This is a genomic window from Ornithinibacillus proteolyticus (genome assembly GCF_039581225.1).
Taxonomy (GTDB): Bacteria; Bacillota; Bacilli; order Bacillales; family Amphibacillaceae; genus Ornithinibacillus; species Ornithinibacillus massiliensis.
Map to the genome: position 1 here is coordinate 54,139 of NZ_JBCPXV010000008.1, position 15,674 is coordinate 69,812.

The following is a 15,674-nucleotide window of genomic DNA, read 5'->3' on the forward strand; positions in this document are numbered from 1 at the left end:
CGTAGAGAAGATGTCACGATGCAAAAGAGATGCCTCCTGAAAACAGTCCCATTGACCTATCCATCCTTCATCTCCACATAGTAGGTAGAATGGTTGAACTTATATAGTTTAAGTAACAGCAACTTCGACAAAAAACTGAGGATATTCATTTGAACATCCTCAGCATCATTCACATTATTTAAAAAGATTACTATCAATTTCCGCCAATAGTTGCTTGCATTGGTTGTATTCTTCTTGCCTTTTCTTTTCAACTTGCATGCGATTGTCTAAGTTTCGGCAGTATTCAGCGTACCCCATTTGATGTGATGCTTGCAGTGCTTTTTCCATTTCTGAGGTATAGTTCATTTTTATCTCACTAGAAATAGTGAATCATCCCTTTTGTTTTGTATTTGACATGTTAAGTTTAACACGCCAAATATATGACACCAAGTCGTGTTGAATTTCGAAAATCGATGAATAATACTATTTATCCTCATTAAAACGATATAGTATTATTTTCTACAAACATTTAACCAATTTCTTTAGAATGCTTCATCTTCCTCTAATCATTTAAGGCACTGATACATTCTTCTTCTGTACTTATATCCCTGCATACCGCCCCGATGATTCCATAGAATAAATTTCACCTATTCTAAATGCAAAATAAAAGAGACTAACCTTGGTCAGCCTCTTTTCTCCATATTAGTTATTGCCACCTACAGGTACTACAGCACCATTATATTTATCCATAATGAAGTTTTGAATTTCTTCTGACTGTAAGACTTCTACAACTTTCTTCAAGTCTTCATTATCTTTGTCTTCTGCACGTGCAGCAATAATATTAACGTAGTCTGATTCTTCTCCTTCAATAAATAAAGCATCCTCTAAAGGCGTAAGTCCTGCCTCAATCGCATAGTTTGTATTAATTGCTACAAGAGCGTCTGCTTCATTATTATAAGCCTCAATTAAGAATTCAGGATTCACTTCGCCAAACAAGAACTGAAGGTTTAATGGGTTTTCTACAATATCTTCTTGGCTAGGGTGGCCTGTGTCTGCATCATCTGCAATTTTAATTAATCCTTGTGCTTCGAATAATTGCAGAATGCGATAATGGTCGGGGTCATTACGACTAATAATAACCTCTGTACCTTCTGGAATATCATCTACACTTGTAATATTCTTAGAATATACACCCATAGGTTCAATATGAATACCACCTAAATTAACAAGGTCATAGCCTTTTTTCGGATCGTTGATGTCCTTTTCAAAGAATGGAATATGCTGGAAGTAGTTCGCATCAATAGTTCCTTCATCTAGATCAAGGTTTAACAAGTTGTAATCGGAATACTCTTCAATTTCAATAGTAACTCCTTCTTCCTCTAGTAACGGTTTAGCTTTTTCTAATACTTCTGCATGAGGAGTACTTGTAGCACCGATTTTGATGACATGGCCATCACTTCCACAAGCAGCTAACAAACTAATAAGTAAAATAGATAGTAGAACTAATAATTTCTTCATTTGGTAATCTCCTTTTATTCAATGTATTTTATCTTTTATCCAATTTATTAGTAATAAAGTCACCAATGAATTGGAATATGAAAACAATAATAACAATTAAAACGGTACATACAAACACGACATCAAAGTCACGTCGTACAAATCCATGATAATAGGCAAAGTCACCAAGGCCACCTGCACCGATAACACCAGCTACCGCCGTATATCCTATTAATGCAATAGCAGTTACTGTTATACCAGAGACAAGAGCTGGCATGGATTCCGGTAACAACACTTTAAAAATGATTGTTTTTGTTTTAGCGCCCATTGACTGTGCTGCCTCGACAACGCCTCTATTAACCTCACGCAATCCAATCTCTACTAACCTTGCATAAAACGGGGCTGCACCTACAATCAACGCTGGAGTCGCAGCATTAGGCCCCCTAATGGTTCCGATTAAGAATTTAGTGAATGGAATCAATAACAATATAAGAATAATAAACGGAATAGCTCGAAATACGTTTACGATTGTGGCTACAATAAAATTCAATACTTTATTTTCCCAAAGTCCACCATTTGAAGTTAAATAAAGTAAAAGTCCTAATATTATTCCAAAAATAACCGTCCCAACTAAGGCTAAAAGGGTCATATAGAACGTTTCACCCGTTGCCACTAGTAATTTCTCTATTACTACATTAGGAAATAATTCATTAAGCATGGTTTAAAACCTCCACTTCTACAGTGGTTTTTTCCGTAATATATTGGATTGTATTGTTTATTTCATGGTCACTTCCGTTAATTTGTACTACTAGGGTCCCATAAGCACCAAGTTTAGTTTGCGTAATTTTTCCTTGAAGAATATTGACTTCAATTTCAAATTCCTTAGATAACTGACTAATTAAAGCTTGATTTGCAGAATCCCCGACGAAATGTAAACGAACAACCCTTCCGCTTGTATAAACATCTAATAATTGACTCAAATCACCATCTGAGTCACCCATCACTTGTTCGACGAATTTCTTAGTAACGGGCTGCTTCGGTTTGAGGAACACATCTAGCACATCCCCCTGCTCCACAATCTTTCCTTTTTCCATCACAGCAACTCGGTTACAAATTTTCTTGATAACATGCATTTCATGGGTAATTAATATAATGGTAAGTCCTAATCTTTCATTAATATCCACCAAAAGGTCTAATATGGAATCCGTTGTTTCTGGATCTAATGCAGAGGTTGCTTCATCACATAATAACACTTTAGGATTATTCGCAATTGCTCTTGCAATACCAACTCGCTGCTTCTGCCCGCCACTTAATTGAGAAGGATATGCATTCTCTCTTCCAGCAAGTCCTACAAGCTCAATTAGTTCCTTTACTCGATCTTCTCTTTCTTTTACAGGAACTCCAGCAATCTCTAATGGAAATGCAATATTCTCACGAACTGTACGTGACCATAGAAGATTAAAATGCTGAAAAATCATCCCAATATCCTGTCTAGCAATTCTTAGTTCATTCTTATTCATTGCCGTTATATTTTTGCCTTGAATGGATACCTGACCAGAAGTAGGGTCTTCGAGACGATTTAGCAAACGAATAAATGTACTTTTTCCCGCACCACTATAGCCAATCACACCAAATATATCACCATCTTCAATGGTTAAACTTAAATTATCCACTGCTTTGATTTCTTTCTGATCAAAGCGAAATACTTTTGTCAGATCTTTAATAGATATCATTCCATATCCCTCCTCTTTCTATGATGTACTAATTTCGGAAATGCATAAATATATTCGTATCTATATCACGTCATGATAAGAATTGATTTTTCCCTTTCCAAATAAAAAACGTCTTTCTGTAAGAGAACAGAAAGACGTAATAGTAATTATTAAATCCTAACGTTCCCTCATCTTTCAAAGCCAATTGCTTTGTAGGACTTGGCACCTTTTTCAAACACGAAAGTTTGAAGGTTGCCGCGGTATCATAGGGCCTTTCCCTCCACCGCTCTGGATAAGAGATTTACATTATTCAATTTTTCAACAGAATTTACTATATCATCAGTATATAGACGTGTCAATAAAAAAATGCAATATAATTTATTATTTATCTCGAAATAATTCTGGTTGATATTCTAAAAGGTAACGATATATATTCCCAATCGATTGAAATGCATAGATTTTTTCTTTAATATCATGATCCTTCTTTATGACAAGACAAGGAACACTTTCGATTTTATTGTCTTGCATGAAATCCGGATACAAAGAAGCATTCATTTCATAAAATATGTTCTCTTGATGCACTGCTTCTATCTTATCTAGCATTGTCCTGGCTATGTGGCAAGTACCACAAAAAGGGGTATATATATACAGTAAATATTCTTGTTGTTCAAGAACTTCTTTGGAAATCTCGTTCAATTTATCACCTACTTGAAAGCTAGACTAAATAATGGGGATTAACAGCGATTTGCTTACCAAGTAGAAGCATTGCTAAAATTCGTTCTGGGGTAGCAGCTACTTCTCGATACTCACTACTAACATAAATATGCTCTGCATGAGGTAACTCAAGGGAAAGTTGTTTCCGAAGCTTCATCCCAGATTTGTCTTCATCAACAAAGATATAAACATCCTTTTCATCCAACTGGTAGGTTTCTAGCATTTCATCAAAACGTTCTATATCAAACGTTCCATTCGTACAAATAATTGTAATCTGGTCATTAATAACTTTCTCAAGTTGCCTTTTATCCGTTAAACCCTCAACAATTATAACACGTTCAGTTTGATGTGAAATCATGGTAGATCCCCCTCATATGATTAGAGCGTAAGGCGTCCAAACACAAATAGGTGAACATAATCTCCATCGGGATTGACGCCTAGAGCTGGATATTTTTGAAATGAAAACTGACTCTTTTCCGTAAAGCTTGGAAAAAAGTCAGTCTTAGATGTTTAACATATTATTCTTGTTCGATTATTTCTTTATATGCCTCAGGCGAAAGTAGATTATCAAGCTCAGATTCATCACTAGGCTCGATGACAATCATCCATGCACCTTCATATGGAGCTTCGTTTACAAGCTCAGGGCTATCCTCTAAATCTGTATTTACTTCGACAATTTTCCCACTAATTGGCGCATATAATTCAGACACTGTTTTTACAGACTCAACGCTACCAAAAGGCTCATCAACTTGTATTTCATCTCCAACCTCTGGAAGCTCAACAAATACGATATCACCTAATTCGTCCTGAGCGAAGTCTGTAATCCCTACACGAACAGTGTTACCTTCTTTTTTTACCCATTCATGTTCTTTTGAATATAATAAGTCGTTTGGTAAGCTCACGTAAAATCCCTCCGAATAATTGGTTGTACATTAACTATACAATCTATTATAGATTTATGCTAGTATTATTGATTAGCCCATTTCGCTTGAAACTCTTCTTCCTTAAAGCCAACTGTTACAGTATTACCATCTGTTACAATAGGTCGTTTAATTAGCATACCATCAGAAGCAAGAATCTCTGCCATTTCTTCAGTAGATGCATCTTGAATTTTATCTTTTATATTTAATTCACGATACTTTTTCCCGCTTGTGTTAAAGAACTTCTTAGCAGGAAGTTCGCTATTTTCAATTAACTCTAGAATCTCTTCCTTAGAAGGTGTTTCTTCCACAATATGTATGCTGTTATACACTACGTTATGCTCATCAAACCATTTCTTCGCTTTTTTACAAGTTCCACAATTCGGATACCAATAAAATGTTAATGCCATTATAGCTCCTCCTTTTCTACGGATATTTTACCATGTATGAGAAGGAATTATAAGTAGAGAAAAAAATTAATAGATTACTGTGATTATATGTTTTGTAACAAGATAGCTACATAGTTCTGATTGGATGCATAGCAAGAATAGGGAAACCTTCTAGTTATTAAAACACTCAGTATCAACCTCTCCAAGATTTCAATTAGTTCCCTACATATACCCTGTATGAATTGCCAGGAACGTAATATCCTATCTTATGAATAGTTCGGATCTAATTAGTTTGTCCATTCCATTTCAAACTACCCCATCTAAAAAAACTCATAGAGCCCTTCATCAAAATAGGTATATTCTTCGTTACATAGCTGCGGGGGGATCTATCTAATTCATTTGTGGATGCGACCTTTCTGTGCTCACATGCTCCCCTTTCAAAGATAGATGAGCCCTTTCTTCGATCACATGCTCCCCATCCACAAATAGATGCGAACAACCTCCACATACATACTCCCTATCACCAGTAAACCCCATACCTAATGAAAAGCAACCCCGATATCGGGGTTGCTTTTCATTAGATATTATTTAACTAACGGTTAATCCTAGCGAAATTTACAATGTGTATTTTTCAGCTTCAATAATGCTTGCTGCAATTTCACGTTTCTTGGCAATGACATTTGTCGGTGTGTGGCGGGTTAGCTTACGTAAGGATGAAAGCATCATACGTAATGTATCGCCTTCCTCTACCGCAATTAATGTTTCCTTTGCATCTGCCTCGATACGGTTGAATGCCTCTTGAACATATACTTGAGTATAAAGTAGTTTTTGTTTATTCTTTTCGACTCCAGTAGCATTAATCGCTTTTTCAGTGCGGAGAATTGCGCTCTCCATATTGTACACTTCAGCGACCATATCAGCTAAGTTCACAAGGATTTCTTGTTCTTTTTCGATTTTTTGCATGTATTTTTGTGCAGCTAAACCAGCACCAAGTAAGACGATTTTCTTTGCATTCCTTAATAAATACTTTTCCTGTTCTAATGGTTCTGTACCTGGCTCCTCTGGCATTAGCATCATTAATTCCTCTTGTAAGCTCATCGCTTTTTGGAATAGAGGTAACTCACCTTTCATTGCTTTCTTGAGTAGTGTACCTGGAACAAGTAGGCGATTGATTTCATTCGTACCTTCGAAAATTCGGTTGATACGAGAATCACGATAGATACGCTCTACTTCGTATTCCTGCATAAAGCCATATCCACCATGCATTTGGACTGCTTCATCTGCAGCATGGTCTAATAATTCGGTAGCCGTATATTTATTCATTGAGCACTCGATTTGGTATTCTGCAATTGCACGAGCAATTTCACGACCATCTTTTAATTGTTCTTCTGTTAATGCCCCCATGCGTTGCTCAAACAAGCCAACTGTACGATACACTGCACTTTCATTAGCATAAATTTCCGAAGCAATCGTAGCTAGTTTTTCTTGTGTAAGTGTGAATTGTGAAATCCGTGTATTAAATTGCTTACGTTGATTTACGTATTGGGTAGCCACCTCTAAAGCACGTTTCGCTCCCCCAACACCACCAATTGCTAGTTTATAACGTCCAACATTTAAAATATTAAATGCGATAATATGACCGCGACCTTTTTCACCAAGGAGGTTCTCTACCGGTACTTCCGCATCCTCTAAAATTAAAGTACGTGTGGAAGATGATTTAATGCCCATTTTCTTCTCTTCTGGTCCAGTAGAGACACCTGGGAATTCCCGTTCAACAATAAATGCAGTAAAATGCTCGCCATCGATTTTCGCATACACAACAAATACATCAGCGAAAGCGGAGTTCGTAATCCACTGTTTTTCTCCATTTAAAATATAGTGGGTTCCTGCTTCGTTTAATGTAGCCGTTGTTTTGGCACCTAATGCGTCAGAACCTGAGCCTGGTTCAGTTAACGCGTAAGCTGCAATCAGTTCTCCTGTCGCAAGCTTTGGTAAATATTTAGCTTTTTGTTGTTCGTTTCCAAAGAACACGATAGGGAGAGAACCAATTCCTACATGTGCTCCGTGCGTGATGGAGAATCCACCTGCTCGTGAAAATTTTTCTGTGATTAAAGACGAACTGATTTTATCAAGGGCTAGGCCGCCATATTCCTCTGGCACATCAGCACCTAGTAGTCCTAATTCCCCTGCTTTTTTCAATAGCTCTACTGAGTGTTCGAATTCGTGGTTCTCTAACTTTTCTACTAGTGGTAATACTTCACCCGCTACGAAGTCTTCTGTTGTTTTGGCAATCATCTTATGTTCATCTGTGAAATCTTCTGGTGTGATAATGTCCTCGCCAGTTAAGTCTTCAATTAAGAAGGATCCACCTTTAAATAATTTTTCTTTTGTTTCACTCATTTTTAACATCCTCTCTTGGATATAGTTTCTTAATGGAATAAATATACTTTGCTCTGAACAAAAATTATTAAATATACTTGTTCCATCGAGTACTTACATACCGCAGGGAGGACTAATGTCTTTCCCTGCAGTACTCTATGTGAGTTAAAAAATAATATTACTACTGCATTGCCAAAAATCTACCAATCTACAATAATTCAAATACTCCCGCTGCTCCCATTCCGCCACCAATACACATGGTGACTACTCCAAACTGGATATTGCGACGTTTCATTTCGTAAGCTAGACTTAGCGTCAATTTGGTTCCAGTCATGCCTAATGGATGACCTAGGGCAATTGCACCACCATTAACATTTACTATAGATGAATCTAAATTTAGTGCTTGAATCACCCGAACAGATTGGGACGCAAATGCCTCATTTAGTTCGAATAGTCCAACATCTGATAAGCTTAACCCAGCAATTTCTAATGCCTTTGGTATTGCTTTAACTGGTCCTACCCCCATTATTTCCGGTTCGACACCAGCAACAGCGAAGGATCGGAATTTAACTAAAGGTTTTAAGCCTTCCGCTTCTGCCTTTTCCCTATCCATGACAAGTACGGATGCTGCGCCATCACTCATTTGTGAGGAGTTCCCCGCTGTAACGGTTCCCTTCACATGGAATGCAGGACGTAGCTTAGCCAATACTTCAAGGGTTGTATCAGGTCTTACACCTTCATCTGTATCAAATAAGAAAGTTTTCTCTTCTACCTTGTTATTTTTTCCAATAAAGCGTTCAGTCACTTCAACTGGAACGATTTCATCCTTAAACTTACCTTCTGCTAGGGCTTGTGCTGCACGCTTATGACTTTCTACCGCAAATGCATCCTGTTCCTCACGAGATATGCCAAAACGATTAGCCACTTCTTCTGCGGTATGCCCCATTCCCATGTAATAACCTGGTGCACTTTCTACTAAACTAGGGTTTGGTTTAATGACATGCCCTGGCATTGGCACTAGACTCATAGATTCCGCTCCACCTGCGATAATCGTATCACTAGCGCCAAGCATGATACGTTCTGAAGCATAAGCAATACTTTGTAGTCCAGAAGAACAATAACGGTTTATGGTGATACCTGGTACATCGTGCTTTAAACCAGCAATCCCTGCAATATTTCGGGCCATGTTCATTCCTTGCTCCGCCTCTGGAATGGCACAGCCAATTATTACATCGTCAATATTTCCGTCATATCCGCCAGCACGCTTCAATGTCTCTTTAATCGTTAATGCAGCTAAATCGTCTGGCCGTGTATCCTTCAATGACCCTTTTTTCGCTTTTCCTACAGGGGTTCTAGCACCTGCTACAATAACTGCCTCTCTCATCCAAACTTCCCCCTATCTAATTCCTTAATGGTTTTCCTTTTAATAGCATGTGTTGCATACGTGCTTGTGTTTTCGGTTCGGCAATTAAGCTTAAGAATGCTTCACGCTCTAAATCAAGCATTACTTGTTCATCAATTAATGTCCCTTCTTTAATCCTTCCACCGGATAAAACATATGCTAATCTTTCAGCTATCTTGACATCATGTTCAGATGCATAGCCACCGAATTGTAATGTTTTAGCCCCTAGTACCATAGCAGCATATCCCGCATCCCCTACAACTGGAATTTTTTCACGTTTAGGTGCCTGGTATCCGGCATTCGCTAATTCAAGTACACGCTGCTTGGCATCATAGATTAAATGATCTGGATTAACACTAATTCGATCATTTCTGTTTAAGAAGCCGATTTCCCTTGCTTCATCAGCCGAAGTTGATACTTTTGCCATCGCTACTTTTTCAAACACATCATTGGCAACCTTAGTTAAGTCAAAATCAATACCTTTTGGAAGATTACGAAGCTGCTTTAAATAAAGTTCCTTCGTTCCTCCTCCACCAGGGATTAGTCCGACACCAAACTCCACCAGTCCAATATAGGTTTCTGCTGATGCTTGAAGCGCTGCTGCTGGTAGGGAAATCTCAGCCCCACCGCCAAGCGTCATATTAAATGGTGCTGCGACTACCGGCTTGTCAGAATACTTGATCGTTGTTCCCATGTCCTGGAACATTTTCACAACCATATCCAACTCAAAGAAGTTATCATCTTGTGCTTCCATTAGCATTAAAGCTAAGTTAGCACCGACACTAAAGTTCTTTCCTTGGTTACCAATGACAAGACCTTTATAATTTTTATTTACTTCTTCAATTGCATAATTCACCATTTGAATTGTATCAAAGCCAATTGCATTACTTTTCGAATGGAATTCGAGTAAAGCAACACCATCTCCGATATCAATTAAGCTTGCTCCTGAGTTTTTCTTTATGACACCATTAACATCTTTTAAGCGTTTAATGTTAATTTCTTTTGGATTAAATTGTTGTAGCTTATATTCACCTTTTTCAAAGTAATAAACATTTCCATTATCATATTTATAGAAGGAATCATTTCCTGCTTCCAGTAGCTCTAACACCCAATTCGGTACGGTTTCTCCTTCTTCCTTCATACGTTCGACAGAAGCTCGTAAACCGATCGCATCCCAAACTTCAAATGGTCCTAATTCCCATCCGAATCCCCACTTCATCGCTTGATCAATTGCGACAATATCATCGGCAATTTCTCCTACGAGCTCAGCGGAATAAATTAATGACGGCTTTAAAATATTCCAAATCAAGTCACCGGCACGGTCACCTTTCGCGGATACAAGCGCTTTCAATTTGTTGCGAGATCCTTTTGCCTGCTTTGCCAGCTCTACAGCAGGAGTTTTCAATTTCTTACGTTCTACATATTCCAGGGTTTCAGGATTTAACTCATAAATAACACTTCCATCTTTTCCTTTTTTCTTTAAGAAAAATCCTTGGCCACGCTTAGCTCCTAACCAACCGTTTTCTTGCATCTTTAACATAAATTCTGGAATATCAAATACATCTTTCTCAGCACCTTCTACTTGCTCATAGACATTACGAGCAACATGTACGAAAGTATCTAATCCTACTACATCTAGTGTTCGGAATGTAGCACTTTTAGGTCGTCCAATTAACGGTCCTGTTACCGAGTCTATTTCCCCTACACTATAAGAACCTTTAAGCATTTCTCTCACTGTTACTAACAATCCATACGTACCAATTCGGTTAGCAATAAAGTTTGGCGTGTCCTTAGCTTCTACAACACCTTTTCCTAATACATCTTCACCAAATTGCTTCATAAAGTGAAGTACTTCAGGATCGGTATACTGGGTAGGAATCACCTCTAACAACTTTAAATATCTTGGTGGATTAAAGAAGTGTGTACCAAGAAAATGCTTTTGAAAATCTTCTGAACGTCCTTCTACCATTGCTTCTACAGATATTCCGGACGTATTAGAACTTACAATAGAACCTTTCTTTCGATACTGATCCACCTTTTCAAATACAAGCTTCTTAATATCAAGCCTTTCCACTACTACTTCAATTACCCAATCCACATCTCTTAATTTTTCCATATCATCATCCATGTTACCGATTTCAATTAGGTCTAAGCTTGCTTTGGATGTGATAGGTGATGGCTTTTGCTTTAATAACGCCTGTTTACTTTCAGCTGCTATTCGGTTCCGTACAGACTTGTTCTCCAGGGTAAGTCCTTTTTGCTCTTCTTCCTTCGTTAATGCTCTTGGTACTATATCAAGCATTAAAGTTGGAATGCCAATATTGGCTAAGTGAGCAGCAATTCCGGATCCCATTACTCCCGAGCCTAAGACAGCAGCACGCTTGATTGTTCGCTTCATATTTTGTCCCCCAATCACATTTGAATGAATACTCATTCATTTTATGGTAAAAATTTAAGGACAGTCTCCTATCCATCTATACTAACTATAAAATAAATTCTGATATTTCGCAATAACCAATTCGAGAATTCCATCATTTTTTCTAAGACTTCCCAACATCCTTGTAATAATCTGAATAGGTTAGCAGAGTTGTGGTACATTACAAAAAAGCTACAATTTCATTAATCGTAATCATTCCTATTTACAAATTGACACCTGTTACGATATGATATATTTACTACAGGATAAGGTTTTAATCAAAGCATCTACTATCTTAATGAACACGAGCAACTTTATCTTCTAACTTATTTCAAACATTACGCAAGCAACCAATGACCATAACAAAAGCCCGATTTAGCTCGTGCTAGAGGGTTTATTTATATGAGCATACGTATTGGAAGATTTGATCGTGATAGTTGCCATAATCATAGTCCATTCCTACAATGATGGAATGGACGCGGAATAGTTTACTGAGCAACTCGCATTATAATGTAAACCCTATAATGTATCGTCAGCATGAGTATTGCTTCAAAGAAATTTATTATTACACAAGCACTAGCAAGTGGTGTACAATATATCATATTTGAGTACACCTAGTCGAGTTAGTATGTAAGATTATCCAAAACTATCTTGGTGTTGAGTAATAATACTATCGAATCGAAAAAAATACTCCTAGTAACAAGGATTATTTCCTATAATACAGTATGATCATAAAGCAAGCCAATGAAAGGACGCTTAATATATGAGTAATCATTCCATTATTTCATTAAAGAATATTAGTCATTCCTATGAAAAAAGAACCGCCATACTTCAAGATGTCAATTTCGAGCTACGTAAGGGAGCTTTTGTTGGCCTGCTTGGCCCAAATGGTGGAGGAAAGACAACACTTATTAAAATTATACTAGGGATTACAAAGCCTGACCGTGGAACTGTAACCCTATTTAACAAGCCAATGGAGGAATTTAAAGAATGGAGTAAAATTGGTTTCGTTTCGCAAAAATCTAATTCCTTTAATAAAGGCTTCCCTGCAACGGTGTATGAAGTCGTTTCGACAGGCCTAACAGGTAAGGTTGGTTACTTTAAATTTTTTAAACAGAAAGATAAAGAAAAGATTTTGGCTGCTATTGAGGCAGTTGGGATGAGTGAATACACTTATCAAAATATCGGGAATTTATCAGGTGGTCAGCAGCAACGAATTTTCATAGCCCGTGCATTAGTGAGCGAGCCTGAACTCTTAATATTAGATGAGCCTACGGTGGGAATCGACTCAGAGAATGTACAACGCTTCTACGAATTATTACATGAGTTGAATCAAACAAAGGGAATTACATTGTTCCTCGTAACACATGATACTGGAACAATGACTAAGTATGCGACTGATATTGTTTGCTTAAATAAGACCCTTCATTTCCATGGTAAGCCAGAAGAATATGCAAACTTAACAGAAAAAGAGATGTCAAAACTGTATGGTCACCCGGTGAGTATCGTCTCACACGACCATTAATGTTGGAGGAGAACTAATGATAGCAGATTTAATGACATATGATTTTTTAAGACAAACTTTTTTAACTGGGATTTTGATTGGAATTATTGCACCACTTCTTGGAACCTTCATTGTTGTTAGAAGGCTATCATTGATTGCAGATGCTTTATCCCATGTTACACTATCAGGAATTGCTTTTTCTTTATTTATTGAAAAGAAATTTGCATTTTACATGCTACCACCATTATATGGTGGATTACTTTTTTCCGTACTTGGTTCTATCTTTATAGAAAAATTACGCAGTGTCTATAAAGCATATCAAGAAATTGCAATACCAATTATCCTCTCTGGGGGAGTAGGATTAAGTGTAATATTTATCGCTTTAGCGGACGGCTTTAACACGGAACTGATGAATTACCTCTTTGGTTCTGCATCAGCTGTTAGTAAATCAGACTTTTTTACAATTTTAATTATTACTGTCTTTGTATTATTTATTATTACAATCTTTTACAAAGAACTATTTACGCTATCCTTTGACGAAGAACATTCAAAGGTATCCGGAATTCACTCGAAACAAATACATCTATTATTTATAATCTTAACTGCTCTAGTAATTGCTGCTTCCATTCAAATTGTAGGTGTATTATTAGTATCTGCTTTAATGACTTTACCAGTTGCTGCTAGCATGCGCATTGCTAAAGGTTTTAAACAGATGATGTTTTTAGCTATTGCATTTGGTGAATTAGCTGTTATGATAGGATTAATCTCAGGTTATTATTTAAATATCCCACCTGGTGGTACCATTGTTATGGTAGCGATTATAATATTACTATTAAGCATCGCCTATAAACGACTACAAGAATCAAAAATGGGGGCTAAACAATGAATACCTCGGAAGCAATTGAATTATTAAAGGAAAAAGGCTATAAAACTACTGGAAAAAGAAAAGATATCTTAAGCTACTTTGAAAATGCTGATGGCTATCGTACAGCGAAAGAGCTGATACGGCATTTAGAAGAAACCTATGAGGGTATTAGCTTTGATACCATTTATCGTAACCTACACTTGTATAATGAAGTTGGTATACTAGAAGTAACAGAATTAAATGGTGAGAAGCATTTTCGTATGAAATGTGCTAGTCACCATCATCACCACTTTATTTGCAAGGATTGTGGGAAGACAAAAGAGATTGAAGTATGTCCAATGGATGATGTTAGAAGATCCCTATCTAACTATGAAATTGAAGACCATAAATTTGAGATTTACGGGTTATGCCCAGAATGCCAAACCGTATAAAGCTTTATCTTGCTGTAGGCATTGGTGGCATGCTCGGAGCTTTAGGTAGGTATATGGTTTCAGTGCTATTTACTAGTGCCTATCTATTCCCTTTTGGCACCTTACTGGCCAATTTAATTGGCTGCTTCTTTCTAAGCTATCTACTTCACAATGCATTCATCAAGAGTAGACTGTCAACTATTGTATTCACAGGACTTAGCACTGGATTAATTGGTGCTTTTACCACCTTTTCTACTTTTGCAGTAGAAACAATCCAACTAGTTTATCAAAGCTATTTACTCGCTATCACCTATGTACTATGCAGCGTAGGCGGTGGGTTACTATGTTGTTATATCGGATATCGAGTTGCTCAAGTTAAAAGGTAGGAATCTATATGAATATCGTGTTTATTTGTTTAGGAGGATTTATAGGTAGCATCCTCCGCTTTTATATTTCTCAAAAACTGAATAAACGATTGATTGGCACCTGGATCGCTAATATTACCGGTTCCATTTTACTAGCGATCACGATTTATTTTTATTCTATTCATGTATTAACGGAAGCTCTTTGGTCCTTACTCGGCATAGGTTTTTGTGGTGCTTATACGACCTTCTCCACATTTGGAAATGAAGTCATTCAATTACTACTTTCAAGGAACTACAAAACAGCCGTAGCGTATAGTTTGACATCCTTACTGATTACTATTTTAGCTGTTTTCATCACACTATTTATGCTAGGATATCAGCTTTAATCCAATTGCTGCAGTAAGTACCATACAAATAAATAGAATCCGTAAGTAATCCTTTGATTCATGATAAAAAATCATCCCAACTAAAACACTACCAACAGTACCGATACCGGTCCAAATGGCATATGCTGTCCCCATAGAGATCGATTGCATCGCGATAGCTAAAAAGATAAAGCTTAAGGAAAAACCACCAATCAATATCGAAAAACTCGCAACACTTTTCTTCTTATTGACTTGGCTAATCCCGGTAACACCAACTACTTCTCCAACACCTGCAATAACAAGATATATCCATTCCATTATGATGGCTCCCCTTCCTTATCAACTGGCTTTGTGACTACTTTTAAGCCAATAACACCAACTAATAGTAAAGCAATTAATCCTACCTTTATGAACTGAAAAGGTTCCCCAAATACAACCATTTCAACACATACGGTTCCTGCCGTTCCCATTCCAGTAAATACAGCATAAGTAGTACCGGTCGGTAATTTACTCGATGCAACTACTAGTGCATGCATACTGATGTAAATAGCTATGATGGTTAATCCCCATGTTAACGCTGTATTGGCATGCTTTAAGCCGACAACCCAACCAATCTCAAATAACACACCTAGCCATACTAAATTCCAATACTTATTCACTATTATCCTCTCCTTAAGAAAAGCACCAGAATGCTTGTAAGACATCCATTGCTTATAGGTGACTGCTCCATATGAAAAAGCCCGGTGAAGATATCATC

At 37.2% G+C, this 15,674-nt stretch carries 18 protein-coding genes and 1 riboswitch; of the genes, 5 read left to right on the forward strand and 13 right to left on the reverse strand.

Going from position 1 to position 15,674, the window contains the following annotated elements:
* Nucleotides 1-174: 174 nt before the first annotated feature.
* From AAIB49_RS05890 to AAIB49_RS05940, 11 genes are all read right to left on the reverse strand, one after another.
* The gene (locus AAIB49_RS05890) at nucleotides 175-345 is read right to left on the reverse strand and encodes a YuzK family famiily protein (protein WP_186870942.1); all 171 of its coding nucleotides are present in this window, start codon (nucleotides 343-345) and stop codon (nucleotides 175-177) included.
* A 336-nt stretch (nucleotides 346-681) separates the two neighbouring features.
* Nucleotides 682-1,497 carry a MetQ/NlpA family ABC transporter substrate-binding protein gene (locus tag AAIB49_RS05895; RefSeq protein WP_343457478.1) on the reverse strand — a complete coding sequence of 272 codons (816 nt, stop codon included), beginning with the start codon at nucleotides 1,495-1,497 and terminating at the stop codon, nucleotides 682-684.
* A 28-nt stretch (nucleotides 1,498-1,525) separates the two neighbouring features.
* Entirely contained in the window at nucleotides 1,526-2,194 is a 669-nt protein-coding gene (locus AAIB49_RS05900) for a methionine ABC transporter permease (RefSeq protein ID WP_343457479.1), read from the reverse strand.
* On the reverse strand, nucleotides 2,187-3,209 hold the full coding sequence (locus AAIB49_RS05905) for a methionine ABC transporter ATP-binding protein (protein ID WP_343457480.1): 1,023 nt from the start codon (nucleotides 3,207-3,209) through the stop codon (nucleotides 2,187-2,189). The genes AAIB49_RS05900 and AAIB49_RS05905 overlap by 8 nt, the downstream gene beginning before the upstream one ends.
* Before the next feature lie 164 nt (nucleotides 3,210-3,373).
* A riboswitch (SAM riboswitch) is annotated at nucleotides 3,374-3,487 on the reverse strand.
* An 82-nt stretch (nucleotides 3,488-3,569) separates the two neighbouring features.
* The gene (locus AAIB49_RS05910; RefSeq protein WP_343457481.1) at nucleotides 3,570-3,884 is read right to left on the reverse strand and encodes a thioredoxin family protein; all 315 of its coding nucleotides are present in this window, start codon (nucleotides 3,882-3,884) and stop codon (nucleotides 3,570-3,572) included.
* Nucleotides 3,885-3,903: 19 nt separating this feature from the next.
* On the reverse strand, nucleotides 3,904-4,260 hold the full coding sequence (locus AAIB49_RS05915) for a toprim domain-containing protein (RefSeq protein WP_186870950.1): 357 nt from the start codon (nucleotides 4,258-4,260) through the stop codon (nucleotides 3,904-3,906).
* Nucleotides 4,261-4,420: 160 nt separating this feature from the next.
* Entirely contained in the window at nucleotides 4,421-4,804 is a 384-nt protein-coding gene (gene gcvH / locus AAIB49_RS05920; protein WP_343457482.1) for a glycine cleavage system protein GcvH, read from the reverse strand.
* A 65-nt stretch (nucleotides 4,805-4,869) separates the two neighbouring features.
* On the reverse strand, nucleotides 4,870-5,232 hold the full coding sequence (locus AAIB49_RS05925) for an arsenate reductase family protein (protein ID WP_339214110.1): 363 nt from the start codon (nucleotides 5,230-5,232) through the stop codon (nucleotides 4,870-4,872).
* Between the two features lie 594 nt (nucleotides 5,233-5,826).
* A complete protein-coding gene (locus tag AAIB49_RS05930; protein WP_343457483.1) occupies nucleotides 5,827-7,611 on the reverse strand; it encodes an acyl-CoA dehydrogenase family protein in 1,785 nt (594 codons plus the stop codon).
* 187 nt (nucleotides 7,612-7,798) lie between these two features.
* Complete coding sequence (locus AAIB49_RS05935) at nucleotides 7,799-8,974, reverse strand: acetyl-CoA C-acetyltransferase (RefSeq protein WP_343457484.1); 1,176 nt, start codon at nucleotides 8,972-8,974, stop codon at nucleotides 7,799-7,801.
* Between the two features lie 16 nt (nucleotides 8,975-8,990).
* Entirely contained in the window at nucleotides 8,991-11,390 is a 2,400-nt protein-coding gene (locus AAIB49_RS05940; RefSeq protein ID WP_339214105.1) for a 3-hydroxyacyl-CoA dehydrogenase/enoyl-CoA hydratase family protein, read from the reverse strand.
* Between the two features lie 781 nt (nucleotides 11,391-12,171).
* Between AAIB49_RS05940 and AAIB49_RS05945 the strand changes: the two genes are divergently transcribed.
* From AAIB49_RS05945 to crcB, 5 genes are read left to right on the forward strand one after another with little or no spacing between them, the layout of a single operon-like run.
* Complete coding sequence (locus AAIB49_RS05945; protein ID WP_343457485.1) at nucleotides 12,172-12,933, forward strand: metal ABC transporter ATP-binding protein; 762 nt, start codon at nucleotides 12,172-12,174, stop codon at nucleotides 12,931-12,933.
* Nucleotides 12,934-12,949: 16 nt separating this feature from the next.
* Complete coding sequence (locus tag AAIB49_RS05950; RefSeq protein WP_186870959.1) at nucleotides 12,950-13,798, forward strand: metal ABC transporter permease; 849 nt, start codon at nucleotides 12,950-12,952, stop codon at nucleotides 13,796-13,798.
* A complete protein-coding gene (locus AAIB49_RS05955) occupies nucleotides 13,795-14,208 on the forward strand; it encodes a Fur family transcriptional regulator (protein WP_343457486.1) in 414 nt (137 codons plus the stop codon). The genes AAIB49_RS05950 and AAIB49_RS05955 overlap by 4 nt, the downstream gene beginning before the upstream one ends.
* Nucleotides 14,193-14,573 (forward strand): fluoride efflux transporter FluC, encoded by a 381-nt coding sequence (locus AAIB49_RS05960; RefSeq protein ID WP_343457487.1) that lies wholly within the window; start codon nucleotides 14,193-14,195, stop codon nucleotides 14,571-14,573. The genes AAIB49_RS05955 and AAIB49_RS05960 overlap by 16 nt, the downstream gene beginning before the upstream one ends.
* 8 nt (nucleotides 14,574-14,581) lie before the next feature.
* Entirely contained in the window at nucleotides 14,582-14,938 is a 357-nt protein-coding gene (crcB, locus tag AAIB49_RS05965) for a fluoride efflux transporter CrcB (protein WP_339214098.1), read from the forward strand.
* Here the strand turns inward: crcB and AAIB49_RS05970 are convergent.
* Nucleotides 14,921-15,235, reverse strand: coding sequence for a DMT family transporter (locus AAIB49_RS05970; RefSeq protein WP_339214097.1), 315 nt, complete (start codon nucleotides 15,233-15,235; stop codon nucleotides 14,921-14,923). The two genes, crcB and AAIB49_RS05970, sit on opposite strands and share 18 nt — an antisense overlap.
* Entirely contained in the window at nucleotides 15,235-15,576 is a 342-nt protein-coding gene (locus AAIB49_RS05975; protein ID WP_343457488.1) for a DMT family transporter, read from the reverse strand. Before AAIB49_RS05975 ends, AAIB49_RS05970 begins: the two co-directional genes overlap by 1 nt.
* Between the last annotated feature and the right edge of the window lie 98 nt (nucleotides 15,577-15,674).

Excerpts from the sequence above, each read along its gene's own strand:
- AAIB49_RS05915 (WP_186870950.1), bottom strand. The coding sequence starts at position 4,260 with ATGATTTCACATCAAACTGAACGTGTTATAATTGTTGAGGGTTTAACG.
- AAIB49_RS05895 (WP_343457478.1), bottom strand. The coding sequence starts at position 1,497 with ATGAAGAAATTATTAGTTCTACTATCTATTTTACTTATTAGTTTGTTA.
- AAIB49_RS05945 (WP_343457485.1), top strand. The coding sequence starts at position 12,172 with ATGAGTAATCATTCCATTATTTCATTAAAGAATATTAGTCATTCCTAT.
- AAIB49_RS05930 (WP_343457483.1), bottom strand. The coding sequence starts at position 7,611 with ATGAGTGAAACAAAAGAAAAATTATTTAAAGGTGGATCCTTCTTAATT.
- AAIB49_RS05935 (WP_343457484.1), bottom strand. The coding sequence starts at position 8,974 with ATGAGAGAGGCAGTTATTGTAGCAGGTGCTAGAACCCCTGTAGGAAAA.
- AAIB49_RS05950 (WP_186870959.1), top strand. The coding sequence starts at position 12,950 with ATGATAGCAGATTTAATGACATATGATTTTTTAAGACAAACTTTTTTA.
- AAIB49_RS05890 (WP_186870942.1), bottom strand. The coding sequence starts at position 345 with ATGAACTATACCTCAGAAATGGAAAAAGCACTGCAAGCATCACATCAA.
- AAIB49_RS05925 (WP_339214110.1), bottom strand. The coding sequence starts at position 5,232 with ATGGCATTAACATTTTATTGGTATCCGAATTGTGGAACTTGTAAAAAA.
- AAIB49_RS05955 (WP_343457486.1), top strand. The coding sequence starts at position 13,795 with ATGAATACCTCGGAAGCAATTGAATTATTAAAGGAAAAAGGCTATAAA.
- AAIB49_RS05905 (WP_343457480.1), bottom strand. The coding sequence starts at position 3,209 with ATGATATCTATTAAAGATCTGACAAAAGTATTTCGCTTTGATCAGAAA.
- AAIB49_RS05900 (WP_343457479.1), bottom strand. The coding sequence starts at position 2,194 with ATGCTTAATGAATTATTTCCTAATGTAGTAATAGAGAAATTACTAGTG.
- crcB (WP_339214098.1), top strand. The coding sequence starts at position 14,582 with ATGAATATCGTGTTTATTTGTTTAGGAGGATTTATAGGTAGCATCCTC.
- AAIB49_RS05970 (WP_339214097.1), bottom strand. The coding sequence starts at position 15,235 with ATGGAATGGATATATCTTGTTATTGCAGGTGTTGGAGAAGTAGTTGGT.
- AAIB49_RS05960 (WP_343457487.1), top strand. The coding sequence starts at position 14,193 with ATGCCAAACCGTATAAAGCTTTATCTTGCTGTAGGCATTGGTGGCATG.
- AAIB49_RS05940 (WP_339214105.1), bottom strand. The coding sequence starts at position 11,390 with ATGAAGCGAACAATCAAGCGTGCTGCTGTCTTAGGCTCGGGAGTAATG.